General features: G+C 71.0%; 17 protein-coding genes. 6 read left to right on the plus strand and 11 right to left on the minus strand.

Features of this window, described 5'->3' with window-relative positions:
- Positions 1-17 precede the first annotated feature (17 nt).
- Genes qcrA through ctaE form a run of 3 tightly spaced genes read right to left on the minus strand, consistent with a single transcriptional unit; the run spans position 18 to position 2596 of the window.
- Positions 18-1097, minus strand: a complete 1080-nt coding sequence (gene qcrA, locus SM116_RS07970) for a cytochrome bc1 complex Rieske iron-sulfur subunit (protein ID WP_320943911.1) — start codon at positions 1095-1097, stop codon at positions 18-20.
- A gap of 31 nt (positions 1098-1128) precedes the next feature.
- Positions 1129-1935, minus strand: coding sequence for a cytochrome bc1 complex diheme cytochrome c subunit (qcrC, locus tag SM116_RS07975; protein WP_320943912.1), 807 nt, complete (start codon positions 1933-1935; stop codon positions 1129-1131).
- A gap of 19 nt (positions 1936-1954) precedes the next feature.
- Complete coding sequence (gene ctaE / locus SM116_RS07980; RefSeq protein ID WP_320943913.1) at positions 1955-2596, minus strand: aa3-type cytochrome oxidase subunit III; 642 nt, start codon at positions 2594-2596, stop codon at positions 1955-1957.
- A 127-nt stretch (positions 2597-2723) separates the two neighbouring features.
- Between ctaE and trpD the strand changes: the two genes are divergently transcribed.
- The 3 genes from trpD (at position 2724) to SM116_RS07995 (ending at position 5497) form a co-directional block, all read left to right on the plus strand.
- Entirely contained in the window at positions 2724-3785 is a 1062-nt protein-coding gene (gene trpD, locus SM116_RS07985; RefSeq protein WP_320943914.1) for an anthranilate phosphoribosyltransferase, read from the plus strand.
- A gap of 128 nt (positions 3786-3913) precedes the next feature.
- Positions 3914-4432: an aromatic ring-opening dioxygenase LigA gene (locus SM116_RS07990; RefSeq protein WP_320943915.1), complete on the plus strand. Its 519-nt coding sequence runs from the start codon at positions 3914-3916 to the stop codon at positions 4430-4432.
- Positions 4433-4438: 6 nt separating this feature from the next.
- Positions 4439-5497, plus strand: coding sequence for a PHP domain-containing protein (locus SM116_RS07995; RefSeq protein WP_425563273.1), 1059 nt, complete (start codon positions 4439-4441; stop codon positions 5495-5497).
- 15 nt (positions 5498-5512) lie between these two features.
- On the opposite strand, the gene SM116_RS08000 is transcribed toward SM116_RS07995, so the two are convergent.
- From SM116_RS08000 to SM116_RS08015, 4 genes are all read right to left on the minus strand, one after another.
- Positions 5513-5797 (minus strand): SHOCT domain-containing protein, encoded by a 285-nt coding sequence (locus SM116_RS08000; RefSeq protein ID WP_320943916.1) that lies wholly within the window; start codon positions 5795-5797, stop codon positions 5513-5515.
- 115 nt (positions 5798-5912) lie between these two features.
- Positions 5913-6566 carry a response regulator transcription factor gene (locus SM116_RS08005; protein WP_320943917.1) on the minus strand — a complete coding sequence of 218 codons (654 nt, stop codon included), beginning with the start codon at positions 6564-6566 and terminating at the stop codon, positions 5913-5915.
- Positions 6563-7735, minus strand: coding sequence for a sensor histidine kinase (locus tag SM116_RS08010; RefSeq protein ID WP_320943918.1), 1173 nt, complete (start codon positions 7733-7735; stop codon positions 6563-6565). Before SM116_RS08010 ends, SM116_RS08005 begins: the two co-directional genes overlap by 4 nt.
- A 58-nt stretch (positions 7736-7793) precedes the next feature.
- A complete protein-coding gene (locus SM116_RS08015) occupies positions 7794-8756 on the minus strand; it encodes a 5'-3' exonuclease (protein ID WP_320943919.1) in 963 nt (320 codons plus the stop codon).
- Positions 8757-8796: 40 nt separating this feature from the next.
- Here SM116_RS08015 and SM116_RS08020 point away from each other — a divergent pair, with 40 nt between their 5' ends.
- The 3 genes from SM116_RS08020 to ligA are packed head-to-tail and all read left to right on the plus strand — an operon-like array spanning position 8797 to position 12720.
- Positions 8797-9207, plus strand: a complete 411-nt coding sequence (locus SM116_RS08020) for a YchJ family protein (RefSeq protein ID WP_320943920.1) — start codon at positions 8797-8799, stop codon at positions 9205-9207.
- A gap of 36 nt (positions 9208-9243) precedes the next feature.
- Positions 9244-10356 (plus strand): tRNA 2-thiouridine(34) synthase MnmA, encoded by a 1113-nt coding sequence (mnmA, locus tag SM116_RS08025; protein ID WP_320943921.1) that lies wholly within the window; start codon positions 9244-9246, stop codon positions 10354-10356.
- Between the two features lie 42 nt (positions 10357-10398).
- Positions 10399-12720 (plus strand): NAD-dependent DNA ligase LigA, encoded by a 2322-nt coding sequence (gene ligA, locus SM116_RS08030; RefSeq protein ID WP_320943922.1) that lies wholly within the window; start codon positions 10399-10401, stop codon positions 12718-12720.
- A 10-nt stretch (positions 12721-12730) separates the two neighbouring features.
- Here ligA and SM116_RS08035 read toward each other — a convergent pair whose 3' ends face one another.
- Genes SM116_RS08035 through SM116_RS08050 form a run of 4 tightly spaced genes read right to left on the minus strand, consistent with a single transcriptional unit; the run spans position 12731 to position 20223 of the window.
- The gene (locus tag SM116_RS08035; protein ID WP_320943923.1) at positions 12731-14434 is read right to left on the minus strand and encodes a long-chain-fatty-acid--CoA ligase; all 1704 of its coding nucleotides are present in this window, start codon (positions 14432-14434) and stop codon (positions 12731-12733) included.
- A gap of 53 nt (positions 14435-14487) precedes the next feature.
- Positions 14488-17949, minus strand: a complete 3462-nt coding sequence (locus tag SM116_RS08040; protein ID WP_320943924.1) for an error-prone DNA polymerase — start codon at positions 17947-17949, stop codon at positions 14488-14490.
- A 42-nt stretch (positions 17950-17991) separates the two neighbouring features.
- Positions 17992-19521 (minus strand): DNA polymerase Y family protein, encoded by a 1530-nt coding sequence (locus tag SM116_RS08045; RefSeq protein WP_320943925.1) that lies wholly within the window; start codon positions 19519-19521, stop codon positions 17992-17994.
- A gap of 3 nt (positions 19522-19524) precedes the next feature.
- Positions 19525-20223, minus strand: coding sequence for a hypothetical protein (locus SM116_RS08050; protein WP_320943926.1), 699 nt, complete (start codon positions 20221-20223; stop codon positions 19525-19527).
- Positions 20224-20304: the final 81 nt, after the last annotated feature.

Genomic DNA, 20304 nt, shown 5'->3' on the forward strand with positions numbered 1-20304 from the left:
GGGTGCGGTTGCGGTACTCAATGGCGCTCCCAGAAGCTCGGGCCGACGGGTTCGTGGAAGTCGCTCCGGGCGACCAGGTAGCCCTCGGAGTCGACGGTGATCGGAAGCTGCGGCAGCGGACGGGCCGCCGGGCCGAAGATGACCGCGGCTTCGTGGGTGATGTCGAACTGCGACTGGTGGCAGGGGCACAGCAGATGGTGCGTCTGCTGCTCGTATAGAGCCACCGGGCAGCCGACGTGCGTGCACACCTTGGAGTAGGCGACGATTCCGTCGTAGGCCCAGTCCTCCTTGCCGGGGGAGGGATGCAGCTGGTCCTGCGGCAGGCGCATCAGCAGAACGATGGCCTTGGCCTTCTGCTCGAGGTAGCCCTCGCTGTGGCTGATGGCCGCGAGGTCCTCGGGGATCACGTGGAACGCCGAGCCGAGCGTGACGTCGGACGCCTTGATCGGGGTGCCGCTCGGGTCGTGCGCCAGGCGGCTCCCCTCCTTCCACATCGTGTGGCTCAGGAGGTAGACGGGGTTGCCGGCGTTGGGGCGCTCGGGCGTGTCCTCGGGTGCGAGGCCGCGGAACAGCGTGATTCCGGGTGCGATCGAGGCGACGACGGCGGCGATCAGCGAGTTGCGGATCACGGCGCGGCGGCCGAATCCGGACTCCTCGTTGGCGAGCGCGAAGGCCTCGACGGCCGCCTCGCGCGTGGTGTCGCGACCGCGCGTCGCGTGACGGGGCTCGATGTACTCCTTGTCCGACATGATCGCCTTGGACCAGTGGATGGCGCCGATACCGAGAGCCAGGAGCGCCAGGGCGATGCCGAGGCCGATGAAGAGGTTGTTGTTGCGGATCGCGACGGGCTGGCCGTCCTCGATCGGGAACAGCATGTAGGCGGCGATGGCCCAGATGCTTCCGGCGACCGACAGGTAGAACAGCGTGTAGACCGTGCGCACCGCGCGCTTCATGGCGGCGGGATCGCTGTCTGTCACCCGCTCGCGGTGCTGCGGCAGCTCGGGGTTCTGCACGGGGTCGGTCACCGCGACAGCGAGTCCCGGAGACGGCTGCCACGAAGCTCTCTCGTGCTCGAGCGGGTCGTCCTCGTGTGACATGGTGCTCCTCGTACGTTCCTTTAGCTAGAGATCAGTTGGACTTCGCCGTGATCCACACGGTGATGGCGATCAGAGCGCCGATGCCGAAGATCCAGATGAAGAGGCCCTCGGAGACGGGGCCGAGATTGCCGAGGTCGAAGCCTCCGGGCGAGTTGTTCTTCTGCAGGTACAGGATCGCCGAGATGATGTTGCGCTTCTGATCCGGTGTGAGGTTCATGTCGCTGAACACCGGCATGTTCTGCGGGCCCGTGACCATGGCCGCGTACATGTTGAGCGGAGTCGTCTTGTCGAGCGACGGCGCGAACTTGCCCTCGGTGAGCGCGCCACCGGCGGCGGCCACGTTGTGGCACATCGCGCAGTTGATGCGGAACAGCTCGGCGCCCTCGGCGACGTTGCCCTTGCCGTCGATGATCTCGGCGGAAGGATAGGTCGGGCCGGGCGCGACCGACTGGACGTACGCCGCGATGGCATTGATCTGCTCGGTGGTGAACTGCGGGGGCTTGGCCGGCGCCTGCGGTCCCTGCATCTGCAGCGGCATGCGACCGGTCGACACCTGGAAGTGCACCGCGAGCTCGCCGACACCGTAGAGCGACGGGCCGTTGACGGTGCCCTGGAGGTCGAGACCGTGACAGGTCGCGCAGTTCGCCTGGAAGAGCTTCTTGCCGTCCTCGACGGTGCTGGCGCTCACCGCGGTCTTCGACCCGTCGTCGGTCGCGGCCATCGCCGCGGACGCACCGGCGTAGATGCCGCCGGTCAACAGGAGACCCGCTCCGATGAGTGCGGCGGTGGCGACTCGGCTACGGCGTCCGATCTGGCGGCGCTTCTTCTCTCGTGCCATGGGGGTTTGCAGCTCCGCTCTATCGGATGAAGTAGATGACGGCGAACAGGGCGATCCACACCACGTCGACGAAGTGCCAGTAGTACGACACGACGATCGCGGTGGTCATCTCCTTGCGGCCGAAGTTCCGGACGGCGTAGGCGCGGCCGATCACCAGCAGGAATGCGATGAGGCCGCCCGTCACGTGGAGGGCGTGGAAGCCGGTGGTCAGGTAGAACGCGGAGGCGTACGCGTTCGCCTGGATGGGCATGCCCTCCATGACCAGCTGCGAGTACTCCCACACCTGGCCGGAGACGAAGATGGCGCCCATGGCGAACGTCAGGTAGAACCAGGGGACCATCCCCCAACGGCTCCAGCGCTTGTTGCTCGGCACCGTGTACGGCTGGAAGCGCTCCGCGGCGAAGACGCCCATCTGGCACGTCACGGAGGACAGCACGAGGATGACGGTGTTCACGAACGCGTAGGGCACGTTCAGGTGCTGGGTCATCTCGGCCCACAGGCCGGGCGACGTGCTGCGCAGTGTGAAGTAGATCGCGAAGAGACCGGCGAAGAACATCACTTCGCTGCCGAGCCAGACGATCGTGCCGACGGCCACCGGGTCGGGCCTCTTCACGGTGCGCAGGGCCTGGTTGTAAGTAGCGGGGGTCGTCACATTCCCCATTATTGCTGAATTCGCGGCAGGAGTTTCGCATCAGCGACCTCGATTTCCGGCCCATGTGAAGTTAGGGGAACCTAAGACGAGACCGAGAGAACGCCCCGAATCGCCCGGCTGGATAGGATCGGTGCTCGTGACCGATCTGTACGCGTGGCCCGACATCCTGTCAGCGCTGCTGGAGCGCCGCGATCTGAGCGTCTCCGAGTCCACGTGGGCGATGCGTCAGGTCATGGAGGGCGCGGCGACGCCCTCGCAGCTCGCGGGTTTCCTGGTGGCCCTTCGCGCCAAGGGCGAGACGGTCGACGAGGTCGTCGGGTTCCGCGACGCGATCCTCGAAGCGGCGCGGCCGCTGCCGGTCCCGGCCGGCGTCCTCGACATCGTCGGCACCGGTGGCGACCGCTTCGGCACGGTGAACGTCTCGACGATGTCGGCGATCGTGGCCGCTGCATCCGGCATCCCCGTCGTCAAGCACGGGAACAAGGCGGCGAGCTCGTCGTCGGGGTCGTCCGACGTCCTCCGCGAGCTCGGCGTCGAGCTGATGCTCGAGCCGGAGGCCGTGGCCGAGGTGCTCGAGCGCACCGGTATCACCTTCGTCTTCGCCTCGGCCTTCCACCCCGGCTTCGGGCACGCCGGACCGACGCGCGCCGAGCTCGGGGTCCCGACGGTCTTCAACTTCCTCGGCCCGTTGTGCAATCCCGCCCGCGCCGAGGCCAATGCCGTCGGCGTCGCCCAGATGGACCGTGTGCCGCTCATCACGGGCGTCTTCCGCACACGCGGCGCGACGGCCCTGGTCTTCCGCGGCGACGACGGACTCGATGAACTGACGACCACGGGGCACAGCCGGATGTGGGAGGTCAGCCTCGGCGACATCCACGAGCACGACATCGACCCGCGGGATCTCGGCATCCGTCTCGCCCGCATCGACGAGCTGATCGGCGGCTCGCCCGCGCAGAACGCCGACGTGGTGCGCCGCACGGTCGCCGGCGAGGAGGGCGCGGTGCGGGACATCGTGCTCCTGAACGCCGCGGCCGGGATCGTCGCCTACCAGCTGTTCCGCGAGCCGGCGCTCGTGCAGCGGCCCATCCTCGAGCGACTCGCCGAGGCGAAGGATGCCGCGGCCGCGGCGATCGACGGCGGTGCCGCCGCCCGCAAGCTCGAGGAGTGGGTCGCCGCGACGCGCGAGCTCGCCGTCTGATCTCCGACGGCCCGGCACGTGGTGTCAGGTCTTCGGCGCACGCTAGCGTGAGCACCAGCCGGCCGACGGCAGCCGGCAACACGACGCGGGCATGCCGTGGTGTGCTCGCATTGCATCCAGGAGGACCCATGTCGGAATCCACCGCAGTAGGGCAGGGCGCAGCACGGACCACACCGGTCGAAGGGTCCGTCGCGCCGCCCGCGCGCAGCCTCGGGCTCGTCAAGACCGTCGGCGTCATCGGCATCATCGCGGGCATCTTCATGATCGTCGCCGGCGTGATCGCCTATGCGGCGGTGTCCAACGAGCTGCGCGCCGAGAAGATCATCGTGTCCGACGACGCCGCGGCCTTCGCCGGCCAGCCCGTCGCGGGTCCCTTCACGGCCTACGCCCAGGCCGAGGTCATCCAGAAGCACGCCCTCGCCTCGTCGGGCGGCAAGACGTATGCGGAGCTGAGCTCGGACGACCCCGCGCGCCAGACGATGATGACGGCATCCTTCCTGCGCGCGTCGCTGTTCACGTCGGTGGTCGCCTTCGGGGTCGCCGCGCTCGTGGTGGGGCTCGGCATCCTGTTCGTCCTCTTCGGGTGGGGACTGCACCGGACGGCGTCCGCCCCGGTGATCGTGAAGCCCGCAGTCCTCGCACCCTGACTCCGCATGGCGGAAGAGGATCAGGCGCTGACGCCGCTCGCCGCGCTCGAGGAGATCGCGTTCCTCCTCGAGCGCGAGCGGGCGTCGCGCTATCGCTCGAAGGCATTCCGCGCGGCCGCGGCCGCGATCACCGGTCTGACCGACGAGCAGCTGCGGGACACCGCATCCCTCCGACGTCGCAAGGGCATCGGCGACTCGACCTTCGCGGTGATCCAGCAGGCCCTCGACGGGCAGGTGCCCGCGTATCTCGTCCAGCTGCGCGAGGCGGCCGGTGTCGAGGCGCCGACAGCGGGGGCCGGACTGCGGGCGAAACTGCGGGGCGACCTCCACAGCCACAGCGAATGGTCCGACGGTCTCACGCCCATCGACAGCATGGTCGAGGCCGCTCGCGTCCTGGGGCACGAGTACGTCGCCCTCACCGACCACTCGCCTCGGCTGCGGGTCGCGAACGGGCTGTCGGTGGAACGGCTGCAGGAGCAGCGGGAGGTCGTCGCCGGCATCAATGCGTCATCGCCGGCGGGCTTCACGCTTCTGACCGGCATCGAGGTGGACATCCTCGAGGACGGCGGGTTGGATCAGACCCCGGAGATGCTCGACGCGCTCGACGTCGTCGTCGCGTCGGCGCATTCGAAGCTGCGGATGGAGCGCGCTCCCATGACGCGCAGGCTGGTGGCCGCGGCATCCAGTCCGCACGTCGACGTCCTGGGCCACGTGACCGGCCGGCTCGTCGAGGGCAGCCGCGGCACGCGCCCGCAGTCGACGTTCGATGCCCGCGCGGTCTTCGAGTCGTGCGCGGCGCACGGTGTGGCGGTGGAGATCAACTCGCGCCCGGAGCGGCAGGATCCGCCGGATGAGCTGATCGCGCTCGCGCTCGAGCTCGGGTGCCTGTTCTCCATCGACTCGGATGCGCATGCCCCCGGTCAGCTCTCTTTGATCGACCACGGCGCCGCCCGCGCGGTGAAGCTGGGGGTGCCGCCGGAGCGCATCGTCACGACCTGGCCGCTCGACCGGCTGCGGGCCTGGACGGCACGCCCGCGCGATGCAGGCGGCTCAGAGGGATTCTGAACCGCCCGCATCGGATCACGCCCCCGCAGTCGAATTGGCGCGCAGGACCTCGAGGCGCTTGCGGTACTCGACCTCGTCGATGTCGCCCTGCGCGTACCGCTCGCCGAGGGTCGCCTCGGCCTGCCGGGACGGATTGCTGCGGCTCATCGCGGCGGTGCGCCAGCGACGGCCGAAGACCGCGAACAGGATCACGAAGAGGACGATCCAGAACAGCGGGATGAAGAGGAACCACCACCCGAACCCGATCCACGGGCCGGCGAAGTGGGCGGCCGCGAGCGAGGCGGCGAGTGAGGTGGACATGGGACTCCCTTCTCCTGCGCGGCGGTCGCTGCAGGATGCCTCCAGCCAACGCCGCCGGGAGCTGCGGCACATCGTCCGCGGGGAGTGATCTCGCCTGCTCCGCGCGGAGTACGCTCTACTGCCAGCCGGGGGCGACGAGGCCCGACTCGTACGCGAGCACGACGAGCTGCACCCGATCGCGGGCCTGCAGCTTCTGCATGATGCGCGAGACGTGGGTCTTCGCGGTCAGCGGTGAGAGGAACAGGCGTCCGGCGATCTCGTCGTTGGTGAGGCCCTGGGCGACCAGCCGCAGTACCTCCGTCTCACGGTCGGTGAGCCCCACGGGTGCGGGAGAGACCCGCAGGCCGGTCGCCGCGCGGCTGAGGAGCGTGCGGGTCACGCTCGGCGAGAGCAGCGCATCGCCCTGCGCGACCACCCGGACGGACCGGATGAGATCGACCGGCTCGGTGTCCTTGACGAGGAAGCCGGATGCGCCGGCCCGGATCGCACGGGCGACGTACTCGTCGAGCTCGAACGTCGTCACGATGACGACCCGCACGCCCTGGAGCGCCGCATCCGCGGCGATCTGCTCGGTGGCCCAGAGTCCGTCGCCGTCCGGCATGCGGATGTCGACGAGGGCCACGTCGACCTGGGTCTCGTGCAACGCGCGCAACAGCTCCTCGCCGCCGGATGCCTCGGCCACGACCTCGATGTCGGGCTCGGCATCCAGGAGCGCCCGGAATCCGGCGCGCACGAGCTGGTGGTCGTCGGCCAGGGCGACGCGGATCATGACACGCCGTTCCAGGGGAGCCGCGCGGTGACGACCGTGCCCCCGCGCGCGCCCTCCGTCAGCTGCGCGGTGCCGTCGAGCAGGGCTGCGCGCTCGCGGATGCCGCGGATGCCGGCGCCCTCCGTGGCGTCCTGCATTCCCATGCCGTCGTCGGCGACGGTGACGACGAGGTCGTCTCCTTCGCGCTGGAGCGTGATCGTCGCCGTCGACGCGGCGCTGTGCCGCACGACGTTCGTCAGCGCCTCCTGTGCGATGCGGTAGGCCGTCGTCTGGACGGTCGAGGGCGGGAGGTCGCCGGCGAGTCGATCGTCGAGCTCCACGGTGAGGCCGAGACCCGTGCGCTGCGCGGCGAGTCGCTCGAGATCGGGCAGCTGGGGGGCGGGCGTCAGCGGCGCCGTCTGCGGGAACCGCTCGTCGCCGCGCAGGAACGACAGGACGCCGCGGACCTCGTCGAGGCCGGTTGCGCTCAGCCCGCGGATGTTGGCCAGGGCCTCGCGGGCCTTCTCCGGCTCCCGGTCGAAGAGGTGCAGACCCATGCCGGCCTGGACGGAGATCTGACTGAGGGAATGCGCGAGCACGTCGTGCAGCTCGCGTGCGATGCGCTCGCGCTCCTCGCGCTCCGTCGTGCGACGGCGTTCCGCGAGCTGGGCCCGGTAGGCGTCGGCGCGGTCGCTGCGCCGGCGGATGCCCTCTCCGATGCCGAAGCACAGCGCCAGGACGGCGGTCGTCCCGACGACGCGCAGCGGATGCCAGTCGATGCCGACGGCGGCGCCGACGCCGACCGCGATGAGCCAGCCCGCACCGACCGCGATGAGAGCCCACGCGCGGGCTCTGCGCACGACCGCGCCGACGATCGCGAAGGCGACGGAGATGTACGGCGGCCCCCAGGACGGCGGAATGAAGACCGCGGTGACGGCCAGTGCGGTCACCACCGCGACGGTGGGCCCGGGGAACGCACGCGCCGCGAGGAGCACGAGGGCGGATGCCGTCGCCAGTGCGATGCTCGCCGCTGCCGCGAGCGGGCGGGTATGCGAGAAGACTGCGATGATGATGGTCGGGGGCACCTGGATGAGCAGGGCCAGGAAGACGGGGACGTACAGCGTCACTCCGGGCGGCGGACGGAACCGGCCGGTCCCCGCGGTCTCGTGGGTCCAGGCGGCATCCGGCATGCGCTCGATGCTACGCCCGGCTTTCCGAGCGTTCGCCGTGCCCGCGGAGGCAACGCCGCTACTCCCGCGGGAGTACCGGCGTCTCGTCGGCGATGCCCGCAACGCCGGCGAAGGCGTCGAGCAGCCGTGCCAGGGCGGAGCCGAAGCCGCCGCGCTCGGCGAGGGCAGCGGCGTCCCTCCGCTCCTGGGCGTCGAGCGCCCGGATGCGGGCGTCGGGCACGTCGAGGTCGAGGTCGCGGACCACGCCGACGACGGTCGGTGCGACCTCGAGGTAGGGGAGGGAGGCGCGGATCTTCGCCTGGATGCCCGCGGACATGCCGGTGCCCGCCTCCGCCGCGGCGATGATGCCGGCGAGGTCGCCGTGGGCGTTGAGCAGGGTGGCCGCAGACTTCTCACCGACGCCGGGGACGCCGGGAAGGCCGTCGGAGGTGTCGCCCCGCAGCGTCGCGAAGTCCGCGTACTGCGAGGCATGCACTCCGTACTTGGTGAGCACGACGGCGTCGGTCACGTTCTCGAGGTTGCTCATGCCGCGTGCGGTGTAGACGATCCGCACGTCGCGCTCGTCATCCACCAGCTGGAACAGGTCGCGGTCGCCCGTCACCACGTCCACCGGCAGGGTGGAGCGGGTCGCGAGCGTGCCGATGACGTCGTCCGCCTCGTGCTCGGCGGCTCCGACGATCGCGATCCCCGCGGCGGTCAGAGCCTCGCGGATGCGGGGGACCTGCGCCACGAGCGGATCGGGGACCTCCTCCACATCGGGTCCGACCTCGACGACCTCGACGACGCGGTGCGCCTTGTAGCTGGGGATGAGGTCGACCCGCCACTGCGGCCGCCAGTCGTCGTCCCAGCATGCGACGAGGTGCGTCGGCTCGTACAGGGTCACGAGCTTCGCGATGATGTCCAGGAAGCCGCGCACGGCGTTCACGGGCGTGCCGTCGGGCGCCTTCACCGTGTCGGGGACGCCGTAGAAGGCGCGGAAGTAGAGTGACGCGGAGTCGAGCAGCATGAGGCGTTCGGCCATGCCGTCATCTTGGCATGCGCCCTCGACATAAGGTCGGTGCATGTCCTTCGGAGCCCGGTTCGCCGCTCCCGCGCCCGGCGACGCGTGTCCGTGCGGCAGCGGGGAGGCGTTCGACGCGTGCTGCGGTCCGCTGCTCGCGGGGCAGCCGGCGCCCACGGCCGAGCGGCTCATGCGGTCGCGCTACACGGCGTTCGCGACGGGGGATGTCGACCACCTCGCTCGCACGTGGCATCCGCGTACCCGGCCGACGCAGCTCGACCTCGATCCAGACCAGCGGTGGACGGGCCTGCGCATCCTCACGACCGTCGCCGGCGGCGAAGACGACGCGGACGGGATCGTCGCCTTCGAGGCCTCGTGGGCCGAAGGCGGCGAACGGGGGACGCTGCGGGAGCGCAGTCGCTTCTCTCGCAGGGGCGGGCGCTGGGTCTACGTCGACGGCGACGTCGGGTAGGGCCTGCTGTCAGGAGGGCGCTCGTAGACTGAGGGCATGAGGATCCTGGCGGCGATGAGCGGCGGTGTCGATTCCGCCGTCGCGGCCGCGCGGGCCGTCGAGGCGGGACACGACGTCGTCGGCGTGCACCTCGCGCTGTCGCGCGCGGGCGGGACGCTGCGCACCGGCAGCCGCGGCTGCTGCACGATCGAGGACGCGATGGACGCCCGTCGCGCCGCCGACCGCCTCGGCATCCCCTTCTATGTGTGGGACTTCTCGGAGCGCTTCCGCGATGACGTCATCGAGGATTTCGTCTCCGAGTACAAGGCCGGCCGCACGCCCAACCCCTGCATGCGCTGCAACGAGCGCATCAAGTTCGCGGCGCTCCTCGAGCGTGCGGTCGAGCTCGGCTTCGACGCCGTCTGCACCGGCCACTACGCCTCGCTCGTGGAGACGCCGGACGGCCTCGAGTTGCACCGCGCGTCGGACGCCGCGAAGGACCAGTCGTACGTCCTCGGCGTGCTGACCGCCGAGCAGCTCGCACACACCTACTTCCCACTCGGAGCGACGCCGTCCAAGGCCCTCGTCCGCGCGGAGGCCGAGTCGCGCGGCCTGTCGGTGGCGCACAAGCCGGACAGCCACGACATCTGCTTCATCCCGGACGGCGACACGCGCGGGTGGCTCGCCGAGAGGGTGGGCGCCGAGACGGGCGACATCGTGGATGCGTCGGGGGCCGTCGTCGGCTCACACGACGGCGCGCACGCCTACACGGTGGGACAGCGACGCGGACTGCGCCTCGGCGTGCCGGCTCCGGACGGCAAGCCGCGGTTCGTGCTCGAGGTGCGACCGGTGACGAACACCGTGGTCGTCGGTCCCAAGGATGCACTCGCGATCGGCGAGATCTCCGGGGAGCGCTTCAGCTGGGCCGGACGCGCGCCGGAGGCGGCCGAGTTGAGGTGCGACGTGCAGATCCGCGCGCACGCCGATCCCGTCCCGGCACGGGCGGAGGTTCGCGACGGGTCCGTAACCGTGTGGCCCGAGACCCCGTTCGAGGGAGTCGCGCCCGGCCAGACCGCTGTGCTCTACGACGGCACGCGCGTGGTCGGCCAGTTCACCATCGACCGGACGGTCTCGGCCCTCCCCGCGGCGACCCTGTCCGCCGGCGTGTGAGGCGCCCGCATCCCTGTCGGTGCCCGCTCCTAGACTGACGGGGTGACGGATGCCCCAATCACCGAACTTCTGGAGCTGAGCCTCGACGAGGCGCGTGCCGAGGCCGCCGGTCTCACCGAGCGGATCATCCAGGCGCGGGATGCGTACTACGGTCGCGACACCCTGGTCGTCGACGACGCGGAGTACGACGGGTGGATGCACCGCCTCGAGGCGATCGAGCGGATCTACCCCGAGCTGCAGGGCCAGGACTCGCCCACGCTCACCGTCGGCGCCGCGGAGAACACGCAGTTCGCCCCGGTCGAGCACGCCGAGCGGATGCTGAGTCTCGACAACGTGTTCTCACCCGAAGAGCTGCGGGAGTGGTGTGTCAAGGCGCAGGCGTCCGCCGGTGCACGGGTGCGGTGGCTGACCGAGCTCAAGATCGACGGCCTCGCGATCAGCCTCCGCTACGAGAACGGCGTCCTGACCTCCGCGGCGACGCGCGGCGACGGCCGTGTGGGCGAGGACGTCACCGTCAACGCCCTCCGGGTGGCCGGCATCCCGCAGCGCCTGAGCGGAACCGGTCATCCGTCGATCGTCGAGGTGCGCGGCGAGGTCTTCATCCCCGTCGCCGCGTTCGATCGGCTCAACGCGTTCCAGGCCGAGCTGCGCGAGCGGGTGGTCGAGGAGGCGCGAGCGCGAGGCAGGGGATTCGACGAGACGAAGGCCCTGATCAGCGCGGAGCGACGGTTCCCGTCGTTCGCGAATCCGCGCAACGCCGCGAGCGGAGGTCTGCGCCAGCAGCTGGACAAGAAGGACGGCCTCGAACTCGAAGCCGGCCGGGCCCGGCTGGAGTCGCTGCGGCTGTTCGTGCACGGCATCGGCGCCTGGGCGAGCCCGCCGGTCGCCTCGCAGAGCGAGGTGTACGGACTGCTCGCGGGATGGGGACTGCCCACGAGCCCGTATTTCCGCACGAGCGACGACATCGACGGCGTCCTCGACTTCGTCGCGTACTACGGCGAGCACCGCCACGACGTCGAGCACGAGATCGACGGCATCGTCGTGAAGGTCGACGATCTCGCGCTGCACGACGAGCTCGGCGCCACGAGCCGCGCGCCGCGCTGGGCGATCGCGTACAAGTACCCGCCGGAGCAGGTCAACACCAAGCTCCTCGACATCGTCGTCTCGGTCGGCCGGACCGGCCGCGCGACCCCGTACGCCGTGATGGCGCCGGCACGGGTGGCGGGCTCGGTCGTCCGGCAGGCGACGCTGCACAATCAGGACGTCGTCCGGGCGAAGGGGGTGCTCATCGGCGACACCGTCGTGCTGCGCAAGGCGGGCGATGTCATCCCGGAGATCCTCGGTCCGGTCGTCGAGCTGCGCGACGGCAGCGAGCGCGAGTTCGTGATGCCCGCGAACTGCCCGGTGTGCGGCTTCCCCCTGCGCCCGGCCAAGGAGGGCGACATCGACCTGCGCTGCCCGAACGCCCGCTCGTGCCCGGCGCAGGTTCAGGGCCGCGTCGAGCACATCGGCTCGCGCGGCGCACTCGACATCGAGGTGCTCGGCGAGGTGACCGCGGCCGCCCTCACGCAGGCGGAGCCGCCGTCGGTCGCGCCCCTGGAGACGGAGGCGGGCCTGTTCTCCCTGTCGATGGACGACATCGTCCCGATCTCGGTCGTCGTGCGGGATTCAGAGACCGGCGAGATGAAGGTTGACGAGCTCACCGGCGCGCCCGTGCGGCGGACCCCGTTCCGACGCAACCCGACGGCCGCCGAGAAGAAGCAGGGGATCGAGGGTCCGCAGCCCTCGGCCGCTGCCGTCAAACTCCTGGCCGAACTCGAGAAGGCGAAGACGAAGGAGCTGTGGCGCCTGCTCGTCGCGCTCAACATCCGTCACGTCGGCCCGGTCGCGGCGCGCGCCCTCGCGCAGTGGTTCGGCTCGCTCGACGCGATCCGCGCCGCCGATCGCGACCAACTGGCCGAGGTCGAAGGCGTCGGCGGGATCATCGCGGACTCGCTGATCGAGTGGTTCGACGTCGACTGGCACCGCGAGATCGTCGACCGATGGACTGCTGCCGGCGTCCAGTGGGCCACTCCGGGCCATCCGGGTCCGGGTGCGGCGGTCGCCTCGGGCGGCGTCCTCGAGGGGCTCACCGTGGTCGCGACGGGCTCACTGGACGGCTACACGCGCGAGGGAGCGCAGGAGGCCATCATCCAAGCCGGCGGCAAGGCCGCGTCGAGCGTGTCGAAGAAGACGGACTTCGTGGCTGCCGGCCCCGGTGCGGGCTCCAAGCTCGCGAAGGCTGAAGAGCTCGGTGTGCGGATCCTGGATGCTGCGCAATTCCACGTGCTCGTCACCCAGGGGCCGCAGGCGCTCGACTCCTAGGAGGTCGCCGTCAGGAGCCGGTGGTCAGCTGCAGCAGTGATTCCCGCACCTGGCGGCGCAGCACCTTGCCGATGAGCGAGGTCGGCAGCTCGTCGACGACGAAGATGCGGCGCGGCACCTTGTACGGGGTCAGGATGCTGCGGGCGAAGGCGCGGATCGCCTCGACGTCGGGTTCGCCGACGCCGGGGGCGAGGACCACGGCCGCGACGACCTCCTCGCCGGAGCGCTCGCTCGGCAAGCCCACGACCGCGGCATCCTCGACATCCGGATGCTGGCGCAAGACGTTCTCGACCTCGGTCGGCGCGACGTTGAAGCCGCCCGTGATGATGAGCTCCTTGATACGGTCGACGATCCGGACGAAACCGGCCTCGTCGATCGTCACGATGTCGCCGGTGCGGTACCAGCCGTCCGTGAACGAGGCCTCGGTCTCCTCCGGCTTGCCGTAGTAGCCGCCGAAAACCTGCGGTCCGCGCACCACGAGTTCGCCGGGGGCGCCGGGTGCGACATCCTTCGTCGGCTCGTCGGGGTCGACGACCCGGCACTCCGTGCCGGGCAGCGGCAGGCCGACGGTGCCCGGCACCCGGTTGTCAGCCACCGGGTTGGCCATCAGAACCGGCGAGCACTCGGAGAGGCCGTAGCCCTCGACGAGGTAGCCGCCGGTGGCGGCTTCGAACGGGACGACGAGCTCATGCGGCAGCGCCATGGCACCCGAGATCGCGACCTCGGTGCCCCGCAGCGACACGCCCTGCTCCTGCGCAGCCCGGAGGAGGCGCTCGGCGATCGGCGGCACCAGGGGGAGGAAGGTCGCCGGATGCTTCTTGGTCACGGCAAGGACCATGTCCGGATCGAACCGCGGGAAGAGCACGAGCCGCGCACCCATCGACATTGCGAACGTCAGGCACAGGGTGAGTCCGTAGGCGTGGAACATCGGCAGGACCGCGTAGACGACGCATCCGTTGCCCCGCACGATCTGGGGAACCCACGCGCGTGCCTGCGCGGCGTTGGAGAGCAGGTTCCGGTGGGTGAGCGCCGCGCCCTTCGGGGTTCCCGTCGTGCCGCTCGTGTACTGGATGATCGCGAGGTCGTCGGTGGCGGGCTTCGGATGCGTCGCCGGCAGCGGGTCGGAGCGGAGCAGCGTCTCCCATTCGACCGTTCCCGAGACCCTCTCGTGGAGTGCCGCCCGCGACTCGCGCGCCTTGGCGATCGGCAGGCGCAGGGCCAGGCGCGTGCCGAACGGCATCGCCGTGGTGACGTCGACCGAGATGAGGTTAGTGACGGCGAGATCCGCGGGGAAGTCCTGGACGGACTTGACGACCTTGCTCCAGACGATCGCGGTCTTGGCGCCGTGGTCCTCGAACTGCTTGCGCAGCTCGCGCGGAGTGTAGAGCGGATTGTGCTCGATCACGATGGCGCCGAGGCGCAGGATCGCGTAGAACGCGACGATGTGCTGCGGGCAGTTGGGCAGCACGATCGCGACCGTGTCGCCATGGCCGACGCCGAGAGCGCGCAGTCCCGCTGCGGCCCGGTCGATCTGCTCCTGCATGCGGCGGTATGTCGTCTCGGCGCCGAAGAACTGCAGGGCCGGCGCATCCGGATAGTCGCGGACGGATGCGGCGACGATGTCGATGAGCGAGCCGGAGACGGGCTCCAGGTCGGCGGGGACGCCGTCGGCGTAGCTGGCGATCCATGGCCGGGGCGGGTCGTAGTCGGTCACGCGCTCAGCCTACGGGTCGGTCAGGGTTGCGGTGAGGGTGCCGTCTGTCGACCTCAGTGGAAGTCGCGGGAGGCATGGCGCACACCGACCTGCAGGTCCTCGAAGCCGTCGGCGAGGAGATTCGTCACCCCCTCGGGAGAGCGCTCGAGCATCCCTCGGACGATCAGCGCATGGGAGTCGCGGACGACGCGACGGTGGCGGGTCCACACCCCCATCGAGCAGATGACGTTGATGAGCCCGTGCTCGTCCTCGAGGTTGAGGAAGGTGATGCCGGACGCCGTGGCCGGCCGCTGCCGGTGCGTCACGAGTCCCGCCACCTCGATGCGTCTGCCGGTCTCCGCGGTCCGCAGGGCCGCAGAGGGGAGCACGCCGCGCTCGTCCAGTGCAGGACGGAAGTGCGCGATCGGATGGTCGTCGGTCGACACCCCGGTCGCCCACAGGTCGTCGGCGAGCACCTCGAAGCTCGTCGGGTCGGGGAAGAGCGGTGGCTGCACGGACACAGCGGTGCCGGGGAGCAGCTCCGGCCGCTCCTGTGCGGCCGATCCTGCGAGCCAGATCGCCTCGCGGCGGGTCAGGCCGAAGCAGTCGAAGGCCCCGGCGGTCGCCAGCGCCTCGAGCTGGGCAGCCGTGGCGCCGGTGCGTCGCGCCAGGTCGTTCAGGTCGAGGTAATGGCCGTGCGCCTCCCGTTCGGCCACGATGCGCTCCGCTGTCGCCGTTCCCACGCCTTTCACCCCGGCGAGGCCGAGCCGCACGGCGAAGGCGCTGTCCCGGCGATGCGAGGCGGACACGTCGGGAGCGCTCCGGTCGAAGTCGCCGATCGGAGGCTGGTCGCGCTCCAGGCAGGAGTCGAGCCCTGGACCTGCGCCCCCTCCGCGCGGCGCGCCGGCGCTGTGCGGAGCGAGGGTGGGGCCGGGACGGCCGCCGTCGGCGAGCGCCTCCATTCCGTCGAGCGCGCCGGACAGGCGCAGGTCCGGTCGCAGCACCTCGACACCGTGCCGCCGCGCGTCGGCGACGAGGGTCGCCGCGGAGTAGAACCCCATCGGCTGGGCGCGCAGGAGTCCGGTGAGGAATGCGGCGGGGTAGTGCAGCTTGATCCACGAGCTCGCGTACACGAGCAGGGCAAACGACAGCGAGTGCGACTCGGCGAAGCCGAAGTTCGCGAACGCCTGGATGCGGGTGTAGATCGCATCGGCCTCGGCATCCGTCAGATCATGCCGCTTCATGCCGGCGTAGAGCTTCGCCTTCAGGGACTCGATCCGCTCGACCCCGCGCTTCGATCCCATCGCGCGGCGGAGGAGATCCGCATCCTCTCCGCTGAGATCGCCGATCACCATGCCCATCTGCATGAGCTGCTCCTGGAAGATCGGGATGCCGCGGGTGCGCTCGAGCACCGGCTTGAGGTCTTCGTGCGGATAGGTGACCGGCTCCTGACCGAGTTTGCGGCGCACGAACGGGTGCACGGCGCCGCCCTGGATCGGACCGGGGCGGATGAGCGCGATCTGGATCACGAGCTCGTAGTACTCGCGCGGCTGCAGCCGGGGGAGAAGACCCATCTGGGCTCGCGACTCCACCTGGAAGACGCCGATGGAGTCGGCGCGGCACAGCATGTCGTAGACGGCAGGCTCCTCCTTCGGGATCTCGTCGAGCCCCCACGTCTCGCCGGTGGTCTCGCGGATCAGATCGAAGCAGTGCTGCAGGGCGGACAGCATCCCGAGGCCCAGCAGGTCGAACTTCACGAGGCCCATCCAGGCGGAGTCGTCCTTGTCCCACTGGATGATGGTGCGGTCCTTCATACGGGCGTGCTCGATGGGGACGACCTCGCCGACCGGACGGTCGGTGAGCACCATGCCGCCGGAGTGGATGCCGAGGTGCCGCGGTGCCTTCAGCAGCTCGCCGGCGTACTCGATGACCTGGGCGGGGATGTCGTGCGACGCATCCGTCGACAGCGACGCACCCCACCGCTCGACCTGCTTCGACCAGGCGTCCTGCTGGCCGGGGGAGTAGCCGAGGGCTCGGGCGACGTCGCGCACCGCGTTCTTCGGCCGGTACTGGATGACGTTCGCGACCTGGGCGGAGCGCTCGCGCCCGTACCTGCGGTACACCCACTGGATGATCTCCTCCCGGCGATCGGAGTCGAAGTCGACATCGATGTCCGGCTCCTCGTCGCGCAGCGCGGAGAGGAAGCGCTCGAAGGGCAGGTTGTACTTGATGGGGTCGACCGCGGTGATGCGCAGCAGGTAGCAGACGGCGCTGGATGCGGCGGACCCCCGCCCCTGGCACAGGATGCCGAGCCGTCGCGCCTCGGCGACGATGTCGTGGACGATGAGGAAATAGCCGGGGAAGTCCTTCTGCTCGATGACGTCGAGCTCGTGGGCGATCCGCTTGCGGCCGTCGTCGTCGAGGCGCGGGTAGCGCTCGGGCACGGCGTCCCAGACGAGCGTGCGCAGGTACGACATCGGCGTGTGGCCCTCGGGCACCTCCTGTTTCGGAAGGGCCGGGCGGGCGCGGGCGAGCGGGAACGCGAGCTCCTCGGCGAGCTCGACGGTGCGTGCGACGGCACCCGGATAGAGGGCGAACAGCGCGGTCATCTCCGCGCCGGAGCGCAGGTGCGCACCGCCGTGGGCGGGAAGCCAGCCGTCGAGGTCGTCCATGCTGCGGCGGGCGCGGATGGCGGCGACCACGCTCGCCAGGCGGGTGCGGTCGGGGGTGGCGTAGTGGACGTTCCCCGACGCGAGGACGGGCAGGCCGCGGTCGGCGGCGAGTCCCGCCAGGATGTCGTTGCTCCGGTCGTCGAGGGGGTCGCCGTGCGCGAACAGCTCGATGTAGACGCCGTCGCGCCCGAACAGTGCTGTCAGCTGGTCGAGCGCGTGCGCGGCGGCATCCGGCCCCGACTCGTGCAGTGCGCGACGGACCGGGCCCTTGCGGCATCCCGTGAGCACGGCCCAGTGCCCGCGCCCGCTGTCGGACAGGTCGCCCAGATCATAGAGCGGTCGCCCCTTCTCCCGGCCCCGCAGCTGTGCGCGCGTGATGGCGCCGGACAGACGGTGATACCCCTCCTCGCCTCTCGCGAGCACGAGCAGGTGCGTCCCGACGGGGTCGGGCTCGCCGCCCCGCGACGGGCTCGGGGATCCGTCCAGATCGCCGAGGGACAGCTCGGCGCCGTAGACCGTCCGGACCTGGCGCGACTCCGCCGCCTCGGCGAAGCGGGATGCTCCGTAGAAGCCGTCGTGGTCGGTGATCGCCAGCGCGCTGAGCCCCAGGCGCTCGGCCTCCTCGATGAGCTCCTCGGGGGAGGAGACGCCGTCGAGGAACGAGTACGTGGAATGGGCGTGCAGCTCCGCGTACGGCACGGCGTCGTCGGGACGCTCGATCCGGGGAGCCACGTACGGTCCGCGCTTGCGGCTCCAGGCCGGACTGTCGCCGCCGTCCGCATAGGCGGGCGTGGAGTTCGGCCGAGTGCCGCTGAGGGCGTGCTCCAGCTCGGACCAGGAGATCGGAGGATTGTTGAAGCCCATCAGTCGCCCCTGGGCGAGCTCGGGGACCAGGAATGCCGGCTCTCAGTCATACCGGCCTTCTGCCCACCAGCGGCCGTCCTCCCGGACGAGCAGCCACGCGTTCTGCTCGTCGTCCAGCACCTGGAAGCGCTCGGCGCGGCGACGGCGCGTGGCATCCCACTCCCGTTCCTTGATCGGCCAGGGGCCGGTCCAGGCGACGACGGTGTTCGTCGTCCCGTCGGTCAGGAGCACGTCGGGAGCGGAGTTCAGGATGCCGCGGTCGTCGACCTCCACGGGACCGCCGTCCGCCGCACGGACCTCGACGGGCACCGGGCGGGGGAAGACCGTCGTGGGCCGCGGCCGGGGGAGGGATCCTGGCCAGGGCCTGCTGCGCACCTCGGGCGACGGACCCCGATCCCCCCATGGCACGAGCACCTGCCGTTCCGCGAGCCATCTGCCACCGCCGATCGCGGGGGTCACGACACCGGTGTGCCCGAGCAGGGCCTGCACGCGGGACAGCGCGTGGTGCAGCCGCTCGTCGCTGCCGCGGCCGAAGAGGCCGGGCTGATGGCGGTTCGCCGCATCCACCGCCTCCGGCGCGATCTGCACGCGCGCGACCCGCGCGGACAGGCCCGCGCCCTCCAGCTGCCAGCGCACCCGGTCGACGATCTCCGCCGCCGAGAAGCAGGCGGGATGCTGCCACACGCGCTCGGAGCGGCCGCCCTCCTCGTCTGTGAGCTCGATGCGCACCTCCGTGCAGACGAGGCCGGCGACATCCACCGCGGCGATGTACGCCTCCGCGGTCGTCCTGACCGCGAACGCCACCTGATCCGCGGAGTCGAGCGGCGGCTCGAACGCGATCGCCCGCTCGAGCTCCGGCGGTGGGGGACTCGGCGTCACGGGGCTGGAGTCTGCGCCTCCGGCGAGGGCCCGCAGGCGCACGCCCCGCTCGCCGAGGCGCGCCTGCACCTGGGTCTCGTCGAACGCGGCGAACGCGGCGAGCGTGCGCACGCCGAGCCGGATGAGGAGGTCTGCGAGGTCGGGGTCGTCGAGCTCCGTCACCGACAGCGGTGCGAGGAACGGCGCGGAGGCGCCGGGAGGGATGACCCGCACCCGGTCGTCTCCGCCCGCACGACGTGCCGCCTGCTCCGCGGTGAACAGGCCGTCGGCGACGCCGCCGCGCACCTCGGCGAATCCGAGCCCGGCGTGCACCTCCCGCAGCACGCGCACGGCCTCGCGCTCGCCGCCGTAGTAGCGGGCCGGGCCGCGTGCGCGGAGCGCGCACAGCCCGGGCCGCACGACGTGGACGCCCGGCGCCCTCTCCTCGACGGCGCGGATGACGGGGAGGTATTCGCGGTGGTCTCGGGCGAGGTCCTCGGGGACGATGCGGAGCTCGGGGCAGCGGGCCTGCGCATCCCTCCGCCGCCGCCCGACCTGGACGCCTTCCGCGCGTGCCGCGGGCGAGCAGGCCATCACGGTGTTGCCGTGGACGATCGCGATCGGCGGTGCGGCGGCTCCACTCGCTCCGTCGCCGATCGAACGGAGGTACGCCATCACGGGCCAGTCCGGGACCTCGAGCACGATGCTGCGCATGACTCACCCCACCGCCGAGAGAGGTGCCGGGATGCGCGGTGCGTCGGCGATCACCGGGGAGAGGCCGACCATGGCACCCTCCGGCCCGGGCAGCTGCATCCGTGCGCGCCGGGGGACGGGAGAGCGACGGCCCACGACGCTGACCGTCACCTCGCGCGCGGCGAGCAGCCCGTGGCCGTCCTCGAGCCCGGACCACACCGGGCTCTCCACCTCCAGGACGGCATGCGCATCCGGCCACGCCCCGGTCACCAGCAGCACCCCGCCGCGATCGCGCAGCCGGGCGCTCAGGCGCGATGCCTCGGCGGGACGGATGCCGGACCCCGGCCGCACGCCGATGACCGGCACCACCTCGGCGAGCGCCGAGACGACGGACAGCCAGCGCGGACCGGGCTCGGCGACCAGTGCCAGGCGGTCGAGCGCGATGCCGTAGTCCTCCGCGGCTTCGACCCCCAGCGCCGGATGCCCGACGATCGCGCACCACGATCCCGCCTGCGAGGGCGCGGCCAGCATCGCCAGCAGAAGGCTCGAGGATGCTTCGGGCAGCGCGTACACCGACCCGCGGCGCAGCCCGGGCTCGGGCAGGATTCCGGCGAGCGCCGACGGCGCCGGAAGGACGGGGACGTCGGCCTGCCGCCGTTCCACGCGCGCGAGCCGAGCGCGCAGCTGCGCGAGGTCGGCGGGGGCGGGGCGGGTGAGTGCCATGCATCGAGAGTAGAACGAAGGTACGACATTGACAATGCGGCAGAGGACCGTTCATCAGTCCTTCGATGCGAAGGCGGACCG

It is taken from the genome of Microbacterium rhizosphaerae (assembly GCF_034120055.1).
GTDB classification, from domain to species: domain Bacteria; phylum Actinomycetota; class Actinomycetes; order Actinomycetales; family Microbacteriaceae; genus Microbacterium; species Microbacterium rhizosphaerae.

Coding starts and splice junctions, on each gene's coding strand:
- SM116_RS08015 (WP_320943919.1), bottom strand. CDS start 8,756: ATGGCCGAACGCCTCATGCTGCTCGACTCCGCGTCACTCTACTTCCGC.
- ctaE (WP_320943913.1), bottom strand. CDS start 2,596: ATGGGGAATGTGACGACCCCCGCTACTTACAACCAGGCCCTGCGCACC.
- SM116_RS08000 (WP_320943916.1), bottom strand. CDS start 5,797: ATGTCCACCTCACTCGCCGCCTCGCTCGCGGCCGCCCACTTCGCCGGC.
- SM116_RS08050 (WP_320943926.1), bottom strand. CDS start 20,223: ATGGCACTCACCCGCCCCGCCCCCGCCGACCTCGCGCAGCTGCGCGCT.
- mnmA (WP_320943921.1), top strand. CDS start 9,244: ATGAGGATCCTGGCGGCGATGAGCGGCGGTGTCGATTCCGCCGTCGCG.
- qcrA (WP_320943911.1), bottom strand. CDS start 1,097: ATGTCACACGAGGACGACCCGCTCGAGCACGAGAGAGCTTCGTGGCAG.
- SM116_RS07995 (WP_425563273.1), top strand. CDS start 4,439: ATGGCGGAAGAGGATCAGGCGCTGACGCCGCTCGCCGCGCTCGAGGAG.
- SM116_RS08040 (WP_320943924.1), bottom strand. CDS start 17,949: ATGGGCTTCAACAATCCTCCGATCTCCTGGTCCGAGCTGGAGCACGCC.
- SM116_RS07990 (WP_320943915.1), top strand. CDS start 3,914: ATGTCGGAATCCACCGCAGTAGGGCAGGGCGCAGCACGGACCACACCG.
- qcrC (WP_320943912.1), bottom strand. CDS start 1,935: ATGGCACGAGAGAAGAAGCGCCGCCAGATCGGACGCCGTAGCCGAGTC.
- SM116_RS08010 (WP_320943918.1), bottom strand. CDS start 7,735: ATGCCGGATGCCGCCTGGACCCACGAGACCGCGGGGACCGGCCGGTTC.
- SM116_RS08020 (WP_320943920.1), top strand. CDS start 8,797: ATGTCCTTCGGAGCCCGGTTCGCCGCTCCCGCGCCCGGCGACGCGTGT.
- SM116_RS08045 (WP_320943925.1), bottom strand. CDS start 19,521: ATGCGCAGCATCGTGCTCGAGGTCCCGGACTGGCCCGTGATGGCGTAC.
- SM116_RS08005 (WP_320943917.1), bottom strand. CDS start 6,566: ATGATCCGCGTCGCCCTGGCCGACGACCACCAGCTCGTGCGCGCCGGA.